This is a genomic window from Streptomyces sp. NPDC028289, from assembly GCF_055565975.1.
Genome location: NZ_JBVHTI010000002.1, coordinates 483,063 through 496,552 on the forward strand (window position 1 = coordinate 483,063; position 13,490 = coordinate 496,552).

General features: G+C 70.6%; 10 protein-coding genes and 1 pseudogene. 3 read left to right on the plus strand and 8 right to left on the minus strand.

The features are described 5' to 3' along the window. Window positions 1-110: 110 nt before the first annotated feature. Together ACZ4UV_RS10090 and ACZ4UV_RS10095 are read right to left on the minus strand one after the other, a co-directional pair. Window positions 111-611: an RICIN domain-containing protein gene (locus ACZ4UV_RS10090; RefSeq protein ID WP_467837250.1), complete on the minus strand. Its 501-nt coding sequence runs from the start codon at window positions 609-611 to the stop codon at window positions 111-113. Window positions 612-1,136: 525 nt separating this feature from the next. After that, complete coding sequence (locus tag ACZ4UV_RS10095; RefSeq protein WP_467837252.1) at window positions 1,137-1,319, minus strand: hypothetical protein; 183 nt, start codon at window positions 1,317-1,319, stop codon at window positions 1,137-1,139. A 44-nt stretch (window positions 1,320-1,363) separates the two neighbouring features. On the opposite strand from ACZ4UV_RS10095, the pseudogene ACZ4UV_RS10100 reads away from it, so the two are divergent. Then, window positions 1,364-1,822: pseudogene (locus ACZ4UV_RS10100) on the plus strand (CoA-transferase); the annotation flags it as partial. A 108-nt stretch (window positions 1,823-1,930) separates the two neighbouring features. On the opposite strand, the gene ACZ4UV_RS10105 reads toward ACZ4UV_RS10100, so the two are convergent. From ACZ4UV_RS10105 to ACZ4UV_RS10120, 4 genes are read right to left on the minus strand one after another with little or no spacing between them, the layout of a single operon-like run. After that, window positions 1,931-2,746: an ATP-binding cassette domain-containing protein gene (locus ACZ4UV_RS10105; protein ID WP_467837254.1), complete on the minus strand. Its 816-nt coding sequence runs from the start codon at window positions 2,744-2,746 to the stop codon at window positions 1,931-1,933. After that, complete coding sequence (locus ACZ4UV_RS10110) at window positions 2,743-4,500, minus strand: ATP-binding cassette domain-containing protein (protein WP_467837256.1); 1,758 nt, start codon at window positions 4,498-4,500, stop codon at window positions 2,743-2,745. Before ACZ4UV_RS10110 ends, ACZ4UV_RS10105 begins: the two co-directional genes overlap by 4 nt. After that, window positions 4,497-5,441: an ABC transporter permease gene (locus ACZ4UV_RS10115; RefSeq protein WP_316769289.1), complete on the minus strand. Its 945-nt coding sequence runs from the start codon at window positions 5,439-5,441 to the stop codon at window positions 4,497-4,499. Before ACZ4UV_RS10115 ends, ACZ4UV_RS10110 begins: the two co-directional genes overlap by 4 nt. A gap of 10 nt (window positions 5,442-5,451) precedes the next feature. Next, window positions 5,452-7,044 (minus strand): ABC transporter substrate-binding protein, encoded by a 1,593-nt coding sequence (locus tag ACZ4UV_RS10120; RefSeq protein ID WP_467837259.1) that lies wholly within the window; start codon window positions 7,042-7,044, stop codon window positions 5,452-5,454. A 428-nt stretch (window positions 7,045-7,472) separates the two neighbouring features. Between ACZ4UV_RS10120 and ACZ4UV_RS10125 the strand changes: the two genes are divergently transcribed. Beyond that, window positions 7,473-8,090, plus strand: coding sequence for a TetR/AcrR family transcriptional regulator (locus ACZ4UV_RS10125; RefSeq protein ID WP_467837261.1), 618 nt, complete (start codon window positions 7,473-7,475; stop codon window positions 8,088-8,090). Then, window positions 8,087-8,884, plus strand: coding sequence for a sugar phosphate isomerase/epimerase family protein (locus tag ACZ4UV_RS10130; RefSeq protein WP_451016285.1), 798 nt, complete (start codon window positions 8,087-8,089; stop codon window positions 8,882-8,884). The genes ACZ4UV_RS10125 and ACZ4UV_RS10130 overlap by 4 nt, the downstream gene beginning before the upstream one ends. A gap of 424 nt (window positions 8,885-9,308) precedes the next feature. Here the strand turns inward: ACZ4UV_RS10130 and ACZ4UV_RS10135 are convergent, their stop codons facing one another. Both ACZ4UV_RS10135 and ACZ4UV_RS10140 read right to left on the minus strand, forming a co-directional pair. Continuing rightward, window positions 9,309-11,972 (minus strand): family 78 glycoside hydrolase catalytic domain, encoded by a 2,664-nt coding sequence (locus tag ACZ4UV_RS10135; protein WP_467837264.1) that lies wholly within the window; start codon window positions 11,970-11,972, stop codon window positions 9,309-9,311. Between the two features lie 63 nt (window positions 11,973-12,035). Continuing rightward, window positions 12,036-13,388: an MFS transporter gene (locus ACZ4UV_RS10140; RefSeq protein WP_451016287.1), complete on the minus strand. Its 1,353-nt coding sequence runs from the start codon at window positions 13,386-13,388 to the stop codon at window positions 12,036-12,038. Between the last annotated feature and the right edge of the window lie 102 nt (window positions 13,389-13,490).

Sequence of the window (13,490 nt, forward strand, 5' to 3'; positions counted from 1 at the left end):
TTCGATTCGATATCCCGATTGTTGTTCGAGATTTCGAATGAAGGTGATGTTGTTTCTGTACGGTCGTGAGGGGGGCCGAGGCCCGGCCGTGAACCGGGCCCCGGTACGGGTCAGTTGACCCGGACGATCTGCCAGAGTTCGTCGTTCGCGCCGGTGTCCGTCGACTGGACGATCAGCGCGCCGTTGGCGGTGGAGGCCGAGGCGACGTCCGCGACCAGTCCGCTGCCGGAGTTGACCAGCTTGAAGTAGCCGTTGCCGGCGTCCGTCAGCGTCCACTGCTGGGAGGCGACGCCGGCGGACGACTTCTGGACGATGGCCGCACCGGACGAGGTCGAGCCGTTCGAGTCGAGGAACAGACCGCTGTTGACGTTCTTCACGGTCCACGCCCCACTGCCGGCCGACGTGAACGTCCACAGCTGGCAGTTGTTGGCGGTGTTCACCCACTGGCCGGCCTGCTTGCCCACGGTGGTGGAGGCGCCCGGGATCTCCATGAGCTTCCTGCTGTTCTTGTTGACCAGCCGGTACTGGCCGGTCGACAGGTTCGGCAGCGCGGTCTGGGTGAGGTTCCAGCGCTGGCAGGCGCAGCCGGTGTCGGACCACTGCCCGGGCACGCGAGGAGTTCGCTGCCACCGAGGTCAAGGAACTGCTGCTCCGGCTGGCGGGGATCACCGGCGGCCACGGCGACGTGGAGGGATCCGGAACCACGGCCTGAGTGCCGCCGGGCCGCACCGTCCGACGGCCGGGACGGAGCGTCCGGCGGGGGCTCCTCGCGGCCGGGCCGGGACCCACCGGCCTCTCAGCGCTGCGGCTGCTGGTGAGGGAGTGCGGGTACCGACCGAATCCGGCGACGAGGCATCCTGTTCGGCAGAAGTGCGCAGAACCCGACAGCACCTCGGAGTGCAAAGCACTCCCGCGCAGTGTCCAGCGGCAACGGCCGCCCGCTTCCACGACCTCGGACAAGAAAGGGCCAACCCTGTTCACTCCTTGGCTCGACGCCGTCCGGCGGGACGACCTGCCCCAGCCTTCGCACCCGCGCCGCGGGCTCTGAGCAGACAGCCCACGTCACGGCGCGAGCAGGACTCGTGGGCAGGGTGGTCGCGGCGGCCGAGGGGCCTTGCCCGGCGTCGCTGACCGTCTCAGAACATCGCCTGGATGATCCCCACGGTGCGCGCCAGGTGCGGCTCGGAGCGGTCCGCGCGGTGGGCGACGGCCAGCTCCACGCGGGCGTCGGCGCCTGCGAGCGGTAGGTAGGCGACGCCGTCGAGCGCCAACGCGGTCACGGGCTCGGGCACGACTGCGACGCCGAGGCCGCCGGCCACGAGTGTGACCAGCGTCGAGGTCTCGCCGACCTCGTGGCGGATGCATGGGTCCGAAGGCCGAGGGCGACGCGGTCGACCCCGACCTGACCAACGCCGGGAAGATCCCGGTGACCGGGCTGCCGGGAGCGGCGTACTTCCACCACGCCGACTCCTTCGCCATGATGCGCGGTGGACACCTCGATGTCTGCGTCCTGGGGGCCTACCAGGTCGCCTTCGACGGCGACCTCGCCAACTGGACCACCGGCAAGCCCGAGGACATCCCCGCCGTCGGGGGCGCCATGGACCTCGCCGTCGGCGCCAAGGACGTCTACGTGATGATGACGCTCTTCACCCGCTCCGGCGAACCGAAACTCGTGCCGCACTGCACCTACCCGCTCACCGGCATCGGCTGCGTCAGCCGCGTCTACACCGACCACGGCGTCTTCGACGTCGGCCCCGACGGCGTACGCATCCGGGAGACGTACGGCGTCAGCGCCCGCGAACTCGCGGAACGACTCGGCATCAGGCCGCCTTGCGGCCCGCGACACAATCCTGCTGAAAGCGCCGTGGCCCAAGGCGGCTTCCTGCCAACGGGTTCTGACGTGTTCGACTGATGCGGTACGGCGAACAGGTCACAGGCGTTGTCGCGCCTCGCGCCGCCGACGCTGTTCGGCCGGGTCCGCGACCGGCGCCGCGAGCAAGAGCCTTTCTGTGTAGGGGTGTTCGGGGGCCGTGGTGACCTGGGCCGCCGTCCCGGTCTCGACGATGTCGCCGTGGTGGATCACGCTCACGCGGTGACTGACGTGCCGGATGACCGCCAGATCGTGCGAGATGAACAGGTACGCGACGTCGGTGCGGCGCTGGATGTCGACGAGCAGGTCGAGGACGCGGGCCTGGGTGGTGAGGTCGAGTGCGGAGACGGGTTCGTCACAGACGATGAGCCGGGGGGCGGGTGCGAGGGCGCGGGCTATCGCCACGCGCTGCCGCTGGCCGCCGCTGAACTCCCGCGGCAGTCGCTGCGACGCGTCCTTCGGCAGCCCCACCTGGTCGAGCAGCTCCGCCACCCGGCGCCGGGCCTCACTCGTCTCGGTGCCCTGCACGATCAGCGGTTCACCGAGGATGTCACCGATGGTGAGGGCCGGGTTGAGGGAGGAGTACGGGTCCTGGAAGACGACCTGGATGTCCCGGGCCAGGGCACGGCGCTCCGCGCGCCCGGCGCGGGTGATGTCGTTGCCCCGGAAGCGGACCGTGCCGCCGCTGGGCGCGATCAGGCCGAGCACGGCCCGGCCGATGGTCGTCTTCCCGGAGCCCGACTCGCCGACGACACCGAGGGTCTCGCTCTGCCCCACGGTGAGCGACACGCCGTGGAGGACCTCGTGGGAGCGGGCTCTGAAGCCCCGCCCGGGGTAGGTGACGCGCAGATCGCTCACCTCCAGCAGTGTGGTCATCGCTTCTCCGTTTCGAGCGCGCCCGCCGGGGTGGCCGGCGGGTCGGTGCGAAGCGTGGTCTCGTCGAGGATCGAGTCGAGGAGCGTGCGCGTGTAGGGGTGCTGCGGTGCGCCGAACAGTTCTTCCGTCGTGCCGGTCTCGACGACCGTCCCAGCCCGCATCACTGCCACGCGGTCGCAGATGTCGGCGACCACACCGAAGTTGTGCGTCACGAGCAGTACGGCCATGTTCAGTTCCCTGCGCAGGTCGCGCAGCAGGTCGAGGATCTCCGCCTGAACGGTGACGTCGAGGGCGGTGGTCGGTTCGTCGGCGATGAGCAGCAGCGGTCGGCTGGCGACGGCGCCCGCGATGAGGACACGCTGTGCCATGCCGCCGGAGATCTGGTGCGGATAGGAGCGGAACGTGCGTCCGGGGTCGGGGATGCCGACCCGGGCGAGGAGTGCCAGGACCCGGTCGCGGGCCTCGCTCCTCGCCATGGGCGTCGCCGCGCGCACGCCCTCGACGAGCTGGGCGCCGACCGTGCAGGACGGGTCCAGGTTGGACATCGGTTCCTGGGGGACGTAGGCGATGGACGTTCCCCGTACCGCCCGCAGTTCGCGTTCGCTCAGGCCGAGCAGTTCGCGGCCGTCGAGGCGGATCGAGCCGCGGGTGACGACCGCCTCCGCGGGCAGCACGCCGAGTGCGGCGAACGCGGTCTGGGTCTTGCCGGAGCCGGACTCGCCGACCAGACCGAGGGTCTCCCCGGCCGTCACGCTCAGGGTGACGCCGCTGACGACCTCCTTCAGGTCGCCGGCCGGTGTCGGGTAGGCGATCGCCAGGTCGTCGACGGTGAGCAGTCCGGAGACGGCGCTCTCGGTGGCCGGCGGCCGGTACGCGGTGGCGGTGACGATCCGGGCCGGCTTCGGGCGGCCGCCCTCCAGGGCGTCCCGCAGCGCGTTCCCGAGGAGCACGAGCGAGGCGGTCATGATCCCGAGGCCGAGGCTCGGCCACAGGAACTGCAGCGGCTCCTCGTAGAGGTTGCCGAACCCCTCGGAGATCATCGCGCCGAAGCTGGGCACCGTGTTCGAGCCGACGCCGAGGAAGGCGAGACCCGACTGGACGGCGATGGACGAGCCGGCGAGGAACGCGGTGCCGATGATCACCGGCCCGCGCACCACGGTGAGGACATGCCGGCGCAGGATGCGCCGGTCTGGGAGTCCGGAGACCCGGGCGGCGTCCACGTACAGCTCGTTCTTCACGCCGAGGACGAGATTGCGTACGAGCCGGTAGATGCCCGGGGAGAGCAGTACGCCGAAGATGACCATGGTGGCCTTGTAGTCGCCCTTGGTCACCGGCATGAGCACGATGAGCAGGAGCAGCCCGGGGAAGGTCATGATCAGGCTGAACAGCCACTCGGCGACTCCGCGTACACGCCGCCCGAAGTAGCCGCCGACCAGACCGGACGTGATCCCGATCGCGAGGGCGATGCTCGTGCCGATGAGCGCCGAGACCACGCTCGTGTCGATGGAGAACAGGAGCCTGGCGAAGATGTCGCGGCCGCTCTTGTCGCCGCCGAGCAGATAGCCGTGGTCGCCGACGCCGGCGTTGACCGCGTCCAGGTTCGCCTCGTTGGCACCGTGGTCGCTGAGGACGGGGGCCAGCAGCCCGAGCAGGACGATGACGACGAGGAGGCTCGCGCTGACGACGGCCTGGGGGTCGGCGATCAGTCGCCGCAGGGTGGAGCGGCGCCGCGTGTCCGCATTGGGTGTGGTCAACTGACGATCCTCGCCTTCGGGTTGAGCCATCCGTTGAGGAGATCGACGACGAGGTTGACGGCCACGACGAGCAGCACACCGAAGAGGCTGATGCCCATGATGATCGGTACGTCGCCCTGCAAGGAGGCGTTGAACGCGTACTGACCGAAGCCCGGCAGGGCGAAGATCTGCTCGATGATCAGGGCCCCGCCGAGCATCTGGATGAACTCCAGGGACAGGACCGTGAGGGCCGGTCCGGCGGCGTTGCGCAGGGCGTGCCGCAGCACGATGGAGCGGGTGGGGATGCCCCGGGTGCGCAGGGTGCGGACGTAGTCCTTGCGCAGTTCGCCGATCATGGCGCCGCGGATCTGGGAGGTCAGACTGGCGACCCCGCCCATCATCAGGGCGACCACGGGAATGGCGATGGAACTCGCCCAGCGGGCCGGGTTCTCGCTGAAGTCCGTGTATCCGGTGGCCGGGAACACGTGCAGCCTGACGGCGAACACATAGACCAGCGCGATGGCGACGAGCAGGCTCGGGACGAGGTAGCCGGTCATCGCGGCGCCCTGCGCGAACCGGTCGACGGCGCCGCCGCGTGCGGCTGCGGCCACCCCCAGGGCGACGCTGATGACCGAGGTGGCCAGCAGCGCGACGACGACGATCGACAGGGTGACGCCGAGCCGGGCGGTGATCGCGGAGCGGACCGGTTCGCTGGTGAAGTACGAGGCGCCGAGATCTCCGCGGACGGCGTGCGAGAGCCAGTCGCCGTACTGCACCGCCAAGGGCCGGTCGAGGCCCATCTGAGCCTTCTGGGCGGCGATCTGCCCCGGGGTGGCGCCGTTGCCGAGGACACTGCTCGCCACGTCGTCGAAGGACGTGCTGAGCAGCAGGAAGGTGATCATGGTCACCAGGACCGCGAGCACGAGGCCCGCGGTCAGGCGACGCAGCACATAGACCGTCATGGGTGGCCGCTCACCCTCTGGAACGCGACGAGTCGGCGACGCCGAACTGCCGGACGGTGGACATCGTGGAGGAGCCGTCGCCCAGGTAGGTGATGCCCTTCTTGGTGGCCCAGTCGCTGCCGAGGTAGAAGACGGGCGCCAGCCACGCGTTGTCGACGCCGAACTCGTTGATCTCCCGGTAGAGCCCGGCGGCCTTGGCCGGGTCGAGTTCCCGGGCGGCCTTTCCGAGGAGCTCGGTCAGCTTCGGGTCGGTGGTGTGGAACACATTGCGGAAGCCGGTCGGGGTGTAGAAGCTGCGGGTCATGACCGCGTCGGAGGCGAGGCCCTCCACGAGCAGGAACATGGGGTACTTGCCGGACGCGACGGCGGTGGTGGTCTGCTGGGCCGGCACCGGTTCCCAGGTCACCTTGATGCCGATGTCGGCGAGCGCCTGGGTGAACAGCGGCTCGAAGGACTTGGTGAAGACGAGGCTCGGCATGGTGACCTTGAAACCGTTCGGGTAGCCGGCCTCGGCGAGCAGCTTCTTGGCCCCGGCGACGTCGTAGGGGTACAGCTGGTTGAGCGCCTCGTCGTACGCCTTGCTCTTCGGGTTGAACAGCTGGTCGGTGGCCTTGCCGGAGCCGCGCAGCACCTGCGTGACCATCTTCTGCCGGTCGAAGGCCATGTTGATGGCCTTGCGGACGCGCAGATCGCCGAGTGGCTTCAGCTTGGTGCCCGCACGATCGGCCAGGACGAGGAAGGCGCCCGCGGTCGCCTGCACATGCGTGATCTGGAACCCGGCCGCCTTGAGCGCGGGCAGTTGGGAGACGTCGGCGGTGCCGGCGTTGGTCTCGCCCGCCTTGAGGGCGTTGGCGGACGCGGTCGGGTCGGTGATCACCCGGATCTTGACCGTCTTGAAGGGGTACGCCTTCTTGTTCCAGTAGTCGTCGCGCCGGTTGAGGACGTACACCGAGCCGTTGACCGTGGTCTTCGGGTCCAGGGCGTACGGCCCGGAGCCGACCGGGTTCAGGGCGGTGCTCTTGTTCGCCATCGTCTTCGGGTCGCCGATCACGCCGGGCGACGTCGACAGCGCGGCGAGCAGTGAGGCGTCGGGCTGCTTGAGCTTGATGACGACCGTCGAGGCGTCGGGGGCCTCGACCGAGGCGACGGAGGCCAACGACAGCTGGCTCTGCCCCGGCGTCGAGCGGATCCGCTCCAGGGTGGCCTTCACCGCGTTCGCGTCCACCGGGTCGCCCGAACTGAACTTCATGCCCGGGCGGATCTTCAGAGTCAGCGTGCGGCCGTCCTTGGAGTACGACCAGCTCTGCGCGGCGCCGGGGTGGAGTTCGCCCTTGTTGTCCTGGAGAAGGAGCGTGTCGAAGATCGAGTCCCAGACGTAGGTCTGCTGGCCCTCGACGAGCTGGGCGGGGTCGAACGAGTTGGGTGTGCCGAGGATGGACAGCGCGAGGGTCTGGCCTGCGCCGGAGTCCGACGCGGAGGTCGGGCTGCTGTCGCACGCCGAGGTGGCCGTGGCCAGCAGGGCGGCGACGGCGACGGCGGCCAGTGCCTGGGAGCGCTGTCGCGGCCGTGGCCCGGGCCGGGAAGGCGAGAAGCGGATGCGCATGGGTGGATTCCTTCGTCCTGGAACCTGGAGAGCCGAGGCCTTTGTCGGTGCGTCGGTAGGTCGGTGCGGTCATGCACGGGTGCACGAGCGGGGCGACACACGCGTGGGGGTGTGCGGCGGAGCCCTGAGTGACGTCGGCATGCGGTGGTGAACAGGGCCCGTTGCGCCGGTCGTTGATCCTCCGGTGCACCCTGTCACGTGAACAGTTACCACGTGGTCGAATTTCATTCGGAAGGTAAGCCCCGGCGGGAAGCGCGGGAAGAGTGGGGACCGCGTTCGTAACCAGAGCGTTATCCGGCGGGAACTCGCCGAGTCCCGCCCCTTGCGCTCGGGGCCGCCGCCGCCCACACTCCGAGCAGGCCGCGAAATGTTAAGAGTTGGAAGGTTTTTGGAATGGTGATGCGGGATTCGGGAAGAGGAAGCGCACTGTGACCCCGGCCAAGGCCCGCGGCCCGTACACCAAGACCCCGGCGAGACGGGCGGAGATCGTCCGGGCGGCGCGCGAGAGCTTCGCGGAACACGGGTTCACGAAGGCTTCGCTGCGGGACATCGCCGAGCGGGCCGGCATCACCCACGCCGGGCTGTTGCACCACTTCCGCACCAAGGACGACCTGCTCACCGCCGTGCTCGCCGAACGCGACGCCGAGGAGCGGCGGTACGCCGAGTCGAAGGTCCCGGACATGGACCACCTGGCGCCGTACCTCGGTGACATGCTTCGCCACCACCAGAAGGCCCCGGAGTTGATGCGCCTGTGGATCGAGCTCGCGGCGGCCGCCTCACGTCCGGAGCATCCCGCGCACGGCTACTTCGTGCAGCGCTACGCCTGGGGAAGCGATCAGTTCGCGCGGGGCATGCGCGGCAAGGCCGACCGCGGAGAACTGCATGAGGCGCTCGCCCCCGAACACGCCGCCACCCTGCTCCAAGCCGTCCTCAACGGCCTGCAGTTGCAATGGCTGCTCGACCAGGATCTCGACATCGTCGGCCCGGTCCGGGCCTTCATGAGGATGACCTTCCCGCAGGCCGCACCGCCAGAGGACGAAGAATGAGACCCGGCACTCTCGCCGTCCAGCTGTACAGCGTGATCGATGCCCTGGAGGCCGACCGCCCCGGCACGCTCGCGCGCCTGGCCGCGCTCGGCTTCCGTCACGTCGAGCCGTTCGCGCTCGGCCTGTGGAACACGCCTCCCGACGAACTGGCCGCCTCCGCACGTGCGTTGCGCGCGGACCTGGACGAGGCCGGCCTCGGTGTCACCTCGGTGCACATCGCCGTCTCGGGCGACGGCCAGGCAGCCGCGGTCGAGATCTGCCGCATCCTCGGCACGGACACCGCCTTCGTGCCGATTCCGTGGCTCGTCGACGGTTTTGACGAGCGGTCCCTGGAGAGCCACGACGGAGTGCGCGCCTTCGCCGGCCGTCTCAACGAGGCGGCACGGGAGATGGCAGGGGCGGGGATCCGGCTCGGCTACCACAACCACCACTTCGAGTGGGCCCGGCTGCCGGGCGGCGCCCACGCCTTCGACGTGCTGTGGGATCTGCTCGACCCCGAGGTCCTCGCCGAGGTCGACGTCTACTGGGCCGCCGTGGCCGGCCAGGACCCGGCCGAGGTCCTGGAACGTCTCGGAGAACGCGCCATGGCCGCCCACGTCAAGGACGGCCCCGCCACATTGGACACAGCGCAGACGCCCATCGGTACCGGGGACGTCGACATCCCGGCCGCGTTGCGCGCCGGGACCCATCTGCGCTGGCACATCACGGAGATCGACCGCACCGAAGCCGACCGCTTCGAACTCCTCACGGCCAACCGGCAAGCGCTCCTGGGGGGCGGCCTGACCGTCCCCTGACATCGTCGACCGCTCCGACGGGCGTAGGCTCGTGCCGGACTGGGGCCGACCGGCGAGCGGTACCGGAGCGCCCCCCATCTCACCCCTGATGGTTCATGAGCCGCCTTCGCCGCCGAGTTGGGCGCGCGCCCGTCGTCGTGCCGGACTACCGGCTCGCACCCTGACACGGCCCGCAAATGGCTGCTCACTCACGCCGAGGAACTCGGCATCGACCCGCGCTGGGCCGTCGTCGGGGGCGAGAGCACGGGCGGCTGACTCGCCGCGGCGGGCGTGGACCCGTGTCGGAGAGATCGACCTGCTGGTTGCGCCCGACCGTCCCGTCATGGGGGAATCGTGGTAGGCCAGGGTGGCGGCGATGCGCGAGGCTCTGCCGGACGCCACGCCCTCCTTGGCTGCCGTCCGCGGGAAACGCGCGCCGGTCGGCTCAACCTCCCTTCCCCACGCGGCGGGAGGCGCTGAACCTGCCGCAGGGCAGGGGTTCCACCGTGGTGCCGTCGGGGAAGACGACGCGTGCGGTGGTGGCCGGGGGGACGTCGACCGTGACGGTGAGTTCGTCGCCGTCCGTCCGCCACTCGACGGCGATCGTGCCCTGCGGGGACTCGTGCGTGCCCCGGGCCCACGGCACGGACGGGTGCGGGACGGGCGCGACCTCGAAGGACTCCCAGGCGACCGACCCCGGCGACTGCCGCAGGCCCAGGACGTGGGTGTGCAGGAAGCGGACCACCGCGCCCTTGCTGTAGTGGTTGAGGGATTCGTGCGCGGTGCCGGTGTCGTCGACGCCCTCCCAGTCCTCCCAGATGGTCGTCGCGCCGCGGTCGAGCATGTACAGCCAGGACGGCGCGGTGCGCTGGAGGAGCAGCTCGTAGGCGACGTCGGAGTGTCCGGTGTCGGCGAGGACGGGGAGCAGGTCGCCGGTCGCGAGGAAGCCGGTGCCGAGATGCGTGCCGGCCGCGCGGATCAGCTCGACCAGGCGCGTGGCGGCGGCCTCGCGCAGTGCACCGGGGACGAGGTCGAGCGACAGTGCGCGCACGTAACCGGCCTGGGTGTCGCCGACGGTGCGTCCGTCGGGGGAGAGGAACTCGGTGCGCCACGCGTCACGTACCCGCTCGGCGATCTCGGCGTAGCGGTCCGCGTCCTCGGTACGGTCCAGCACCCGTGCCACCTGGGCCAGGGTCACCGTCGAGCGGTACAGGAAGGCCGTGCCGATCTCGCCCTTGTCGGCCAGGAACCAGGCGACGGGATCGTCCTTGACCGGGTCGACACGGCTCCCGTCGGCCGCCCTCACCCGGGGCTCGGTCCACTCACCCCAGTGGAAGGAGCCGTCCCACAAGTACCGCTCGTGCGGCAGCGGTTCGGCCGAGCGCTCGGTCCGGGACCCGTGGCGGGCGGTGCGGGCGGTCATGAGCGCCCACTCCACCCAGCGGACCATCGCCTCCCAGTTCTCCGCCAGCACCTCCCGGTCGCCGTACGACTCGTACAGCTCCCACGGGACGGCGACGACGGCGTCGCCCCAGCCGGCCGAGCCGGTCATCATGGCGAACTGGTCGTCGAGGTGGTGTTTGATACGGCGTCCGTCGGGCGAGAAGTTGGCGATCCGGCCGTCGGGCAGCTGGTCGTCGCGGACGGAGCGCAGCCACTTGCGGCTGAAGCCCAGGACGTCGTACAGGCGTGTCGCGGTGGGGACGAAGACCTGGTAGTCGCCGGTCCAGGCGAGCCGTTCACGGGTCGGACAGTCGGTGGGCACGTCGACGGCGTTGCCGCGGAAGCTCCATTCGGCGATCTCGTGGAGGCGGTTGAGATCCTCGTGTCCGCAGGCGAAGGTGCCGGTGCGGCGCAGGTCCGTGTGGACTACCCGCATGACGAGGCTCGCCGGGTCGAGCGGGGCGCCCTCGCGGCGGACCCGGACGTACCGGAAGCCGTGCACGGTGTGGCGCGGCTCGAACGTCTCACCGCCGCCCGCGGACACCACCTCGTCGCGCTGGACGAAGGGGATCGATGCCTGGCCCGGCCGGGTGGCGTCCAGGTGAGCAGTCGTCAGGTCGCCGTCGGGGCCGAGGTGTTCGCCGTGGTCGATGACGGTACGGGTCCCGGCCGGTCCGAGGTCGCTCAGAGTGATCCGGCCGGAGGCGTTCTGACCGAAGTCGGCGATCCAGAGCCCGTCCCCGATCCGCTGGACCGACTGTGCGGGGCGCGACTCCACGACCCGCACCGGCGGTGCCGGCGACCAGGTGATCGCGGGTGCCTCGACCAGGTCCACGAGGACGGGCCGTTCGGTGCCGGGCCCGACGCGGAGGTCGGTGGCCTGCCCGTCCATGAGGTCGGCCCGGGTGATGGCCGACTCCGCGCTCGTCCACGTCCCGTCGGTGCGGACGACCTGCCGTGTGCCGTCCTCGTGCACGAGGTGGAGTTCGGCCCGCGCGCCGGGCACCGTGCCCCAGCCGGCCGGTTGGCGGAAGGCGCCCACCTGGCCCCGGTACCAGCCGTCGGACAGCAGGATCTCGATCCGGTTGTCGCCCGTGACGACGGCGTCCGTGACGTCGTAGGCCTGGGCGTGGAGCGTACGGTCGTAGGAGGTGGCCCCGGGCGTGAGTTCGGCGGTGCCGGCCCGCTCGCCGTTGACGTACGCCTCGTACAGCCCGAGTGCCGTCGCGTACAGCCGTGCCGAGCGCACCCCGGCGCGCACCGGGAACCGGGCCGACAGCGCGTATGCGGGCCGCCTGCCGTATCCGCGGTCGCCGGACTCGGCGGGACTGATCCAGCGCGCCCGCCAGTCGGCGGCCAGCAGACCGCTCTCGAACGTGTGCCACCGCGACCACGGCGAACCGCCGTCGGCGCCGAGCGCCCGGACCCGCCAGGCCACCCGACGGCCGCTGTCCAGCGCCGCCCACGGCCAGGCGAGGAACCGGTGCCCGCCCACAGCAGTGGTCACAGCGGGCCGCGCCTCGCCGTCGACGGTGCACTCCACCTCGTACGCCACCGGGCGTGCCGCGTCCGATGGCGGCTTCCACGACAGCCGGGGCGCGGGCCCCGACACGGGGAAGCTGTCACCGCCGCTGTCGATGCCCAGGTCGTACGGTGCGTTGTGCATGCTGTGCCTTCTCCGAACTCGGTGGAACAGGACGTCTCTCGGGAGGCCGGCCCAGGGGCGGCGCTACCGGACAGACTTGATCTTGAACTTGACGACGAGGCCGCCGACCAGGGCCAGGACCGCGCCGATCAGGTAGAGCTGGGTGTAGTTCTTCTCGCCGCCGTCGCCGACGCCGAGGGTGATGACGAGCGGGGCGATCAGCGGGGCGACGGCGCTGGGGACCTTCTGCGCGAAGGCGACGACGGCGAGATAGCGGCCGGCCTCGGCCCGGTCCGGCAGGACGGCGAACACGATCGCCTGGTCGACGGCGCTGAACAACGCGATGGCGAACTGCATCAGCACCGCGCCGACGACCAGTTGGGCCAGCGAGTGGGCGAACGCCTCGGTGACCGCCCCGGCGACGAACACCGCGGAGCCGATCAGGGCGAACAGCTTGCGCCGGCCGAGCTTGTCGGAGAGGAAGCCGCCCCCGATGGCACCGCCGGCGGCGGCCATCACGCCCACGGTCCCGATGACCGCCACGATCCCGGCGACCTCCTTGACCGGCAGGTCGAGCCGCTGCGCGTAGAAGAAGGTGCCGAAGGTGGTGTTGAAGTACAGGCCCATGAAGAAGACGAAGCGGCCGAGCCAGTTCCAGCCGAAATCCGGGTACTTGCGCGGGTTGAAGCCGTAGCTGGCGACCACGTTCCGCAGCGTCACGCCGCCGGTGCGCACGAGCGCGCGGGAGTCGCCCTCGGGCTTGAACACCGGGAACAGGACCACCAGGGCGGCGCCCAGTACGCCCGGGACCAGGAACACCAGGAACGTGCTGGAGGCCACCCCGTACGCGAGACCGATGCCGATCACGGGGGCGATCTGGGTCATGACACTGGTCAGCGCCGAGACCCGGCCGCGCTGCTCCTCGGGCACCCGGTCCGCCTGGACGTTCTGGACGGCCTGCCCGGTCGTGGACCAGCCGATCATGCCGACGACCCATGCCAGGCCCAGCAGGAGGACCGACGGTGCGAGGGCCACTCCGACGAGCGCGACGGTGCCGAGCAGGGCGCCGCCGATCATGAAGGGGGTCCGGCGGCCGAGCCGGGAACGGGTCCGGTCGCTCCAGAGGCCGATCAGCGGGCTGAGGACCAGGTAGACGAACTGCGCGGACCCGGTGACGTAGCCGAGCTGTTCCTCGTGCCCGGGCGCCAGGTCGGAGATCCGCACCGCGAGCGAGTAGGAGAGGGGCACCATCAGGGCCAGGGAAGCGCCGAAACTGGCGATCATCAGCCAGAGGAGGTAGTCCCTGCCGACCTTCTGGAGCGGCGGTGCCTCGATCTCGGGCTCGGCGGGCGGCTCGGTGGGAGCCCCGGCGGCGTCCTGCGGCGACACCGTCAAAGGGGGCACCACCACGCTGACGTCTCGGTCGGCGTGAGGCATGAGGACTCCTTTGTCACATGGTCACGAGGGGTGGCGGCAGCCGGCGGCACGGTCGATGCCGTACCGCCGGGACACCGGCTCGGGCGACGCCGGTGAGGGAGG

What these genes read in the sequence shown, in the direction of transcription:
- ACZ4UV_RS10115 (WP_316769289.1), bottom strand. Translation starts at nt 5,441, where the DNA reads ATGACGGTCTATGTGCTGCGTCGCCTGACCGCGGGCCTCGTGCTCGCG.
- ACZ4UV_RS10120 (WP_467837259.1), bottom strand. Translation starts at nt 7,044, where the DNA reads ATGCGCATCCGCTTCTCGCCTTCCCGGCCCGGGCCACGGCCGCGACAG.
- ACZ4UV_RS10140 (WP_451016287.1), bottom strand. Translation starts at nt 13,388, where the DNA reads ATGCCTCACGCCGACCGAGACGTCAGCGTGGTGGTGCCCCCTTTGACG.
- ACZ4UV_RS10130 (WP_451016285.1), top strand. Translation starts at nt 8,087, where the DNA reads ATGAGACCCGGCACTCTCGCCGTCCAGCTGTACAGCGTGATCGATGCC.
- ACZ4UV_RS10105 (WP_467837254.1), bottom strand. Translation starts at nt 2,746, where the DNA reads ATGACCACACTGCTGGAGGTGAGCGATCTGCGCGTCACCTACCCCGGG.
- ACZ4UV_RS10135 (WP_467837264.1), bottom strand. Translation starts at nt 11,972, where the DNA reads ATGCACAACGCACCGTACGACCTGGGCATCGACAGCGGCGGTGACAGC.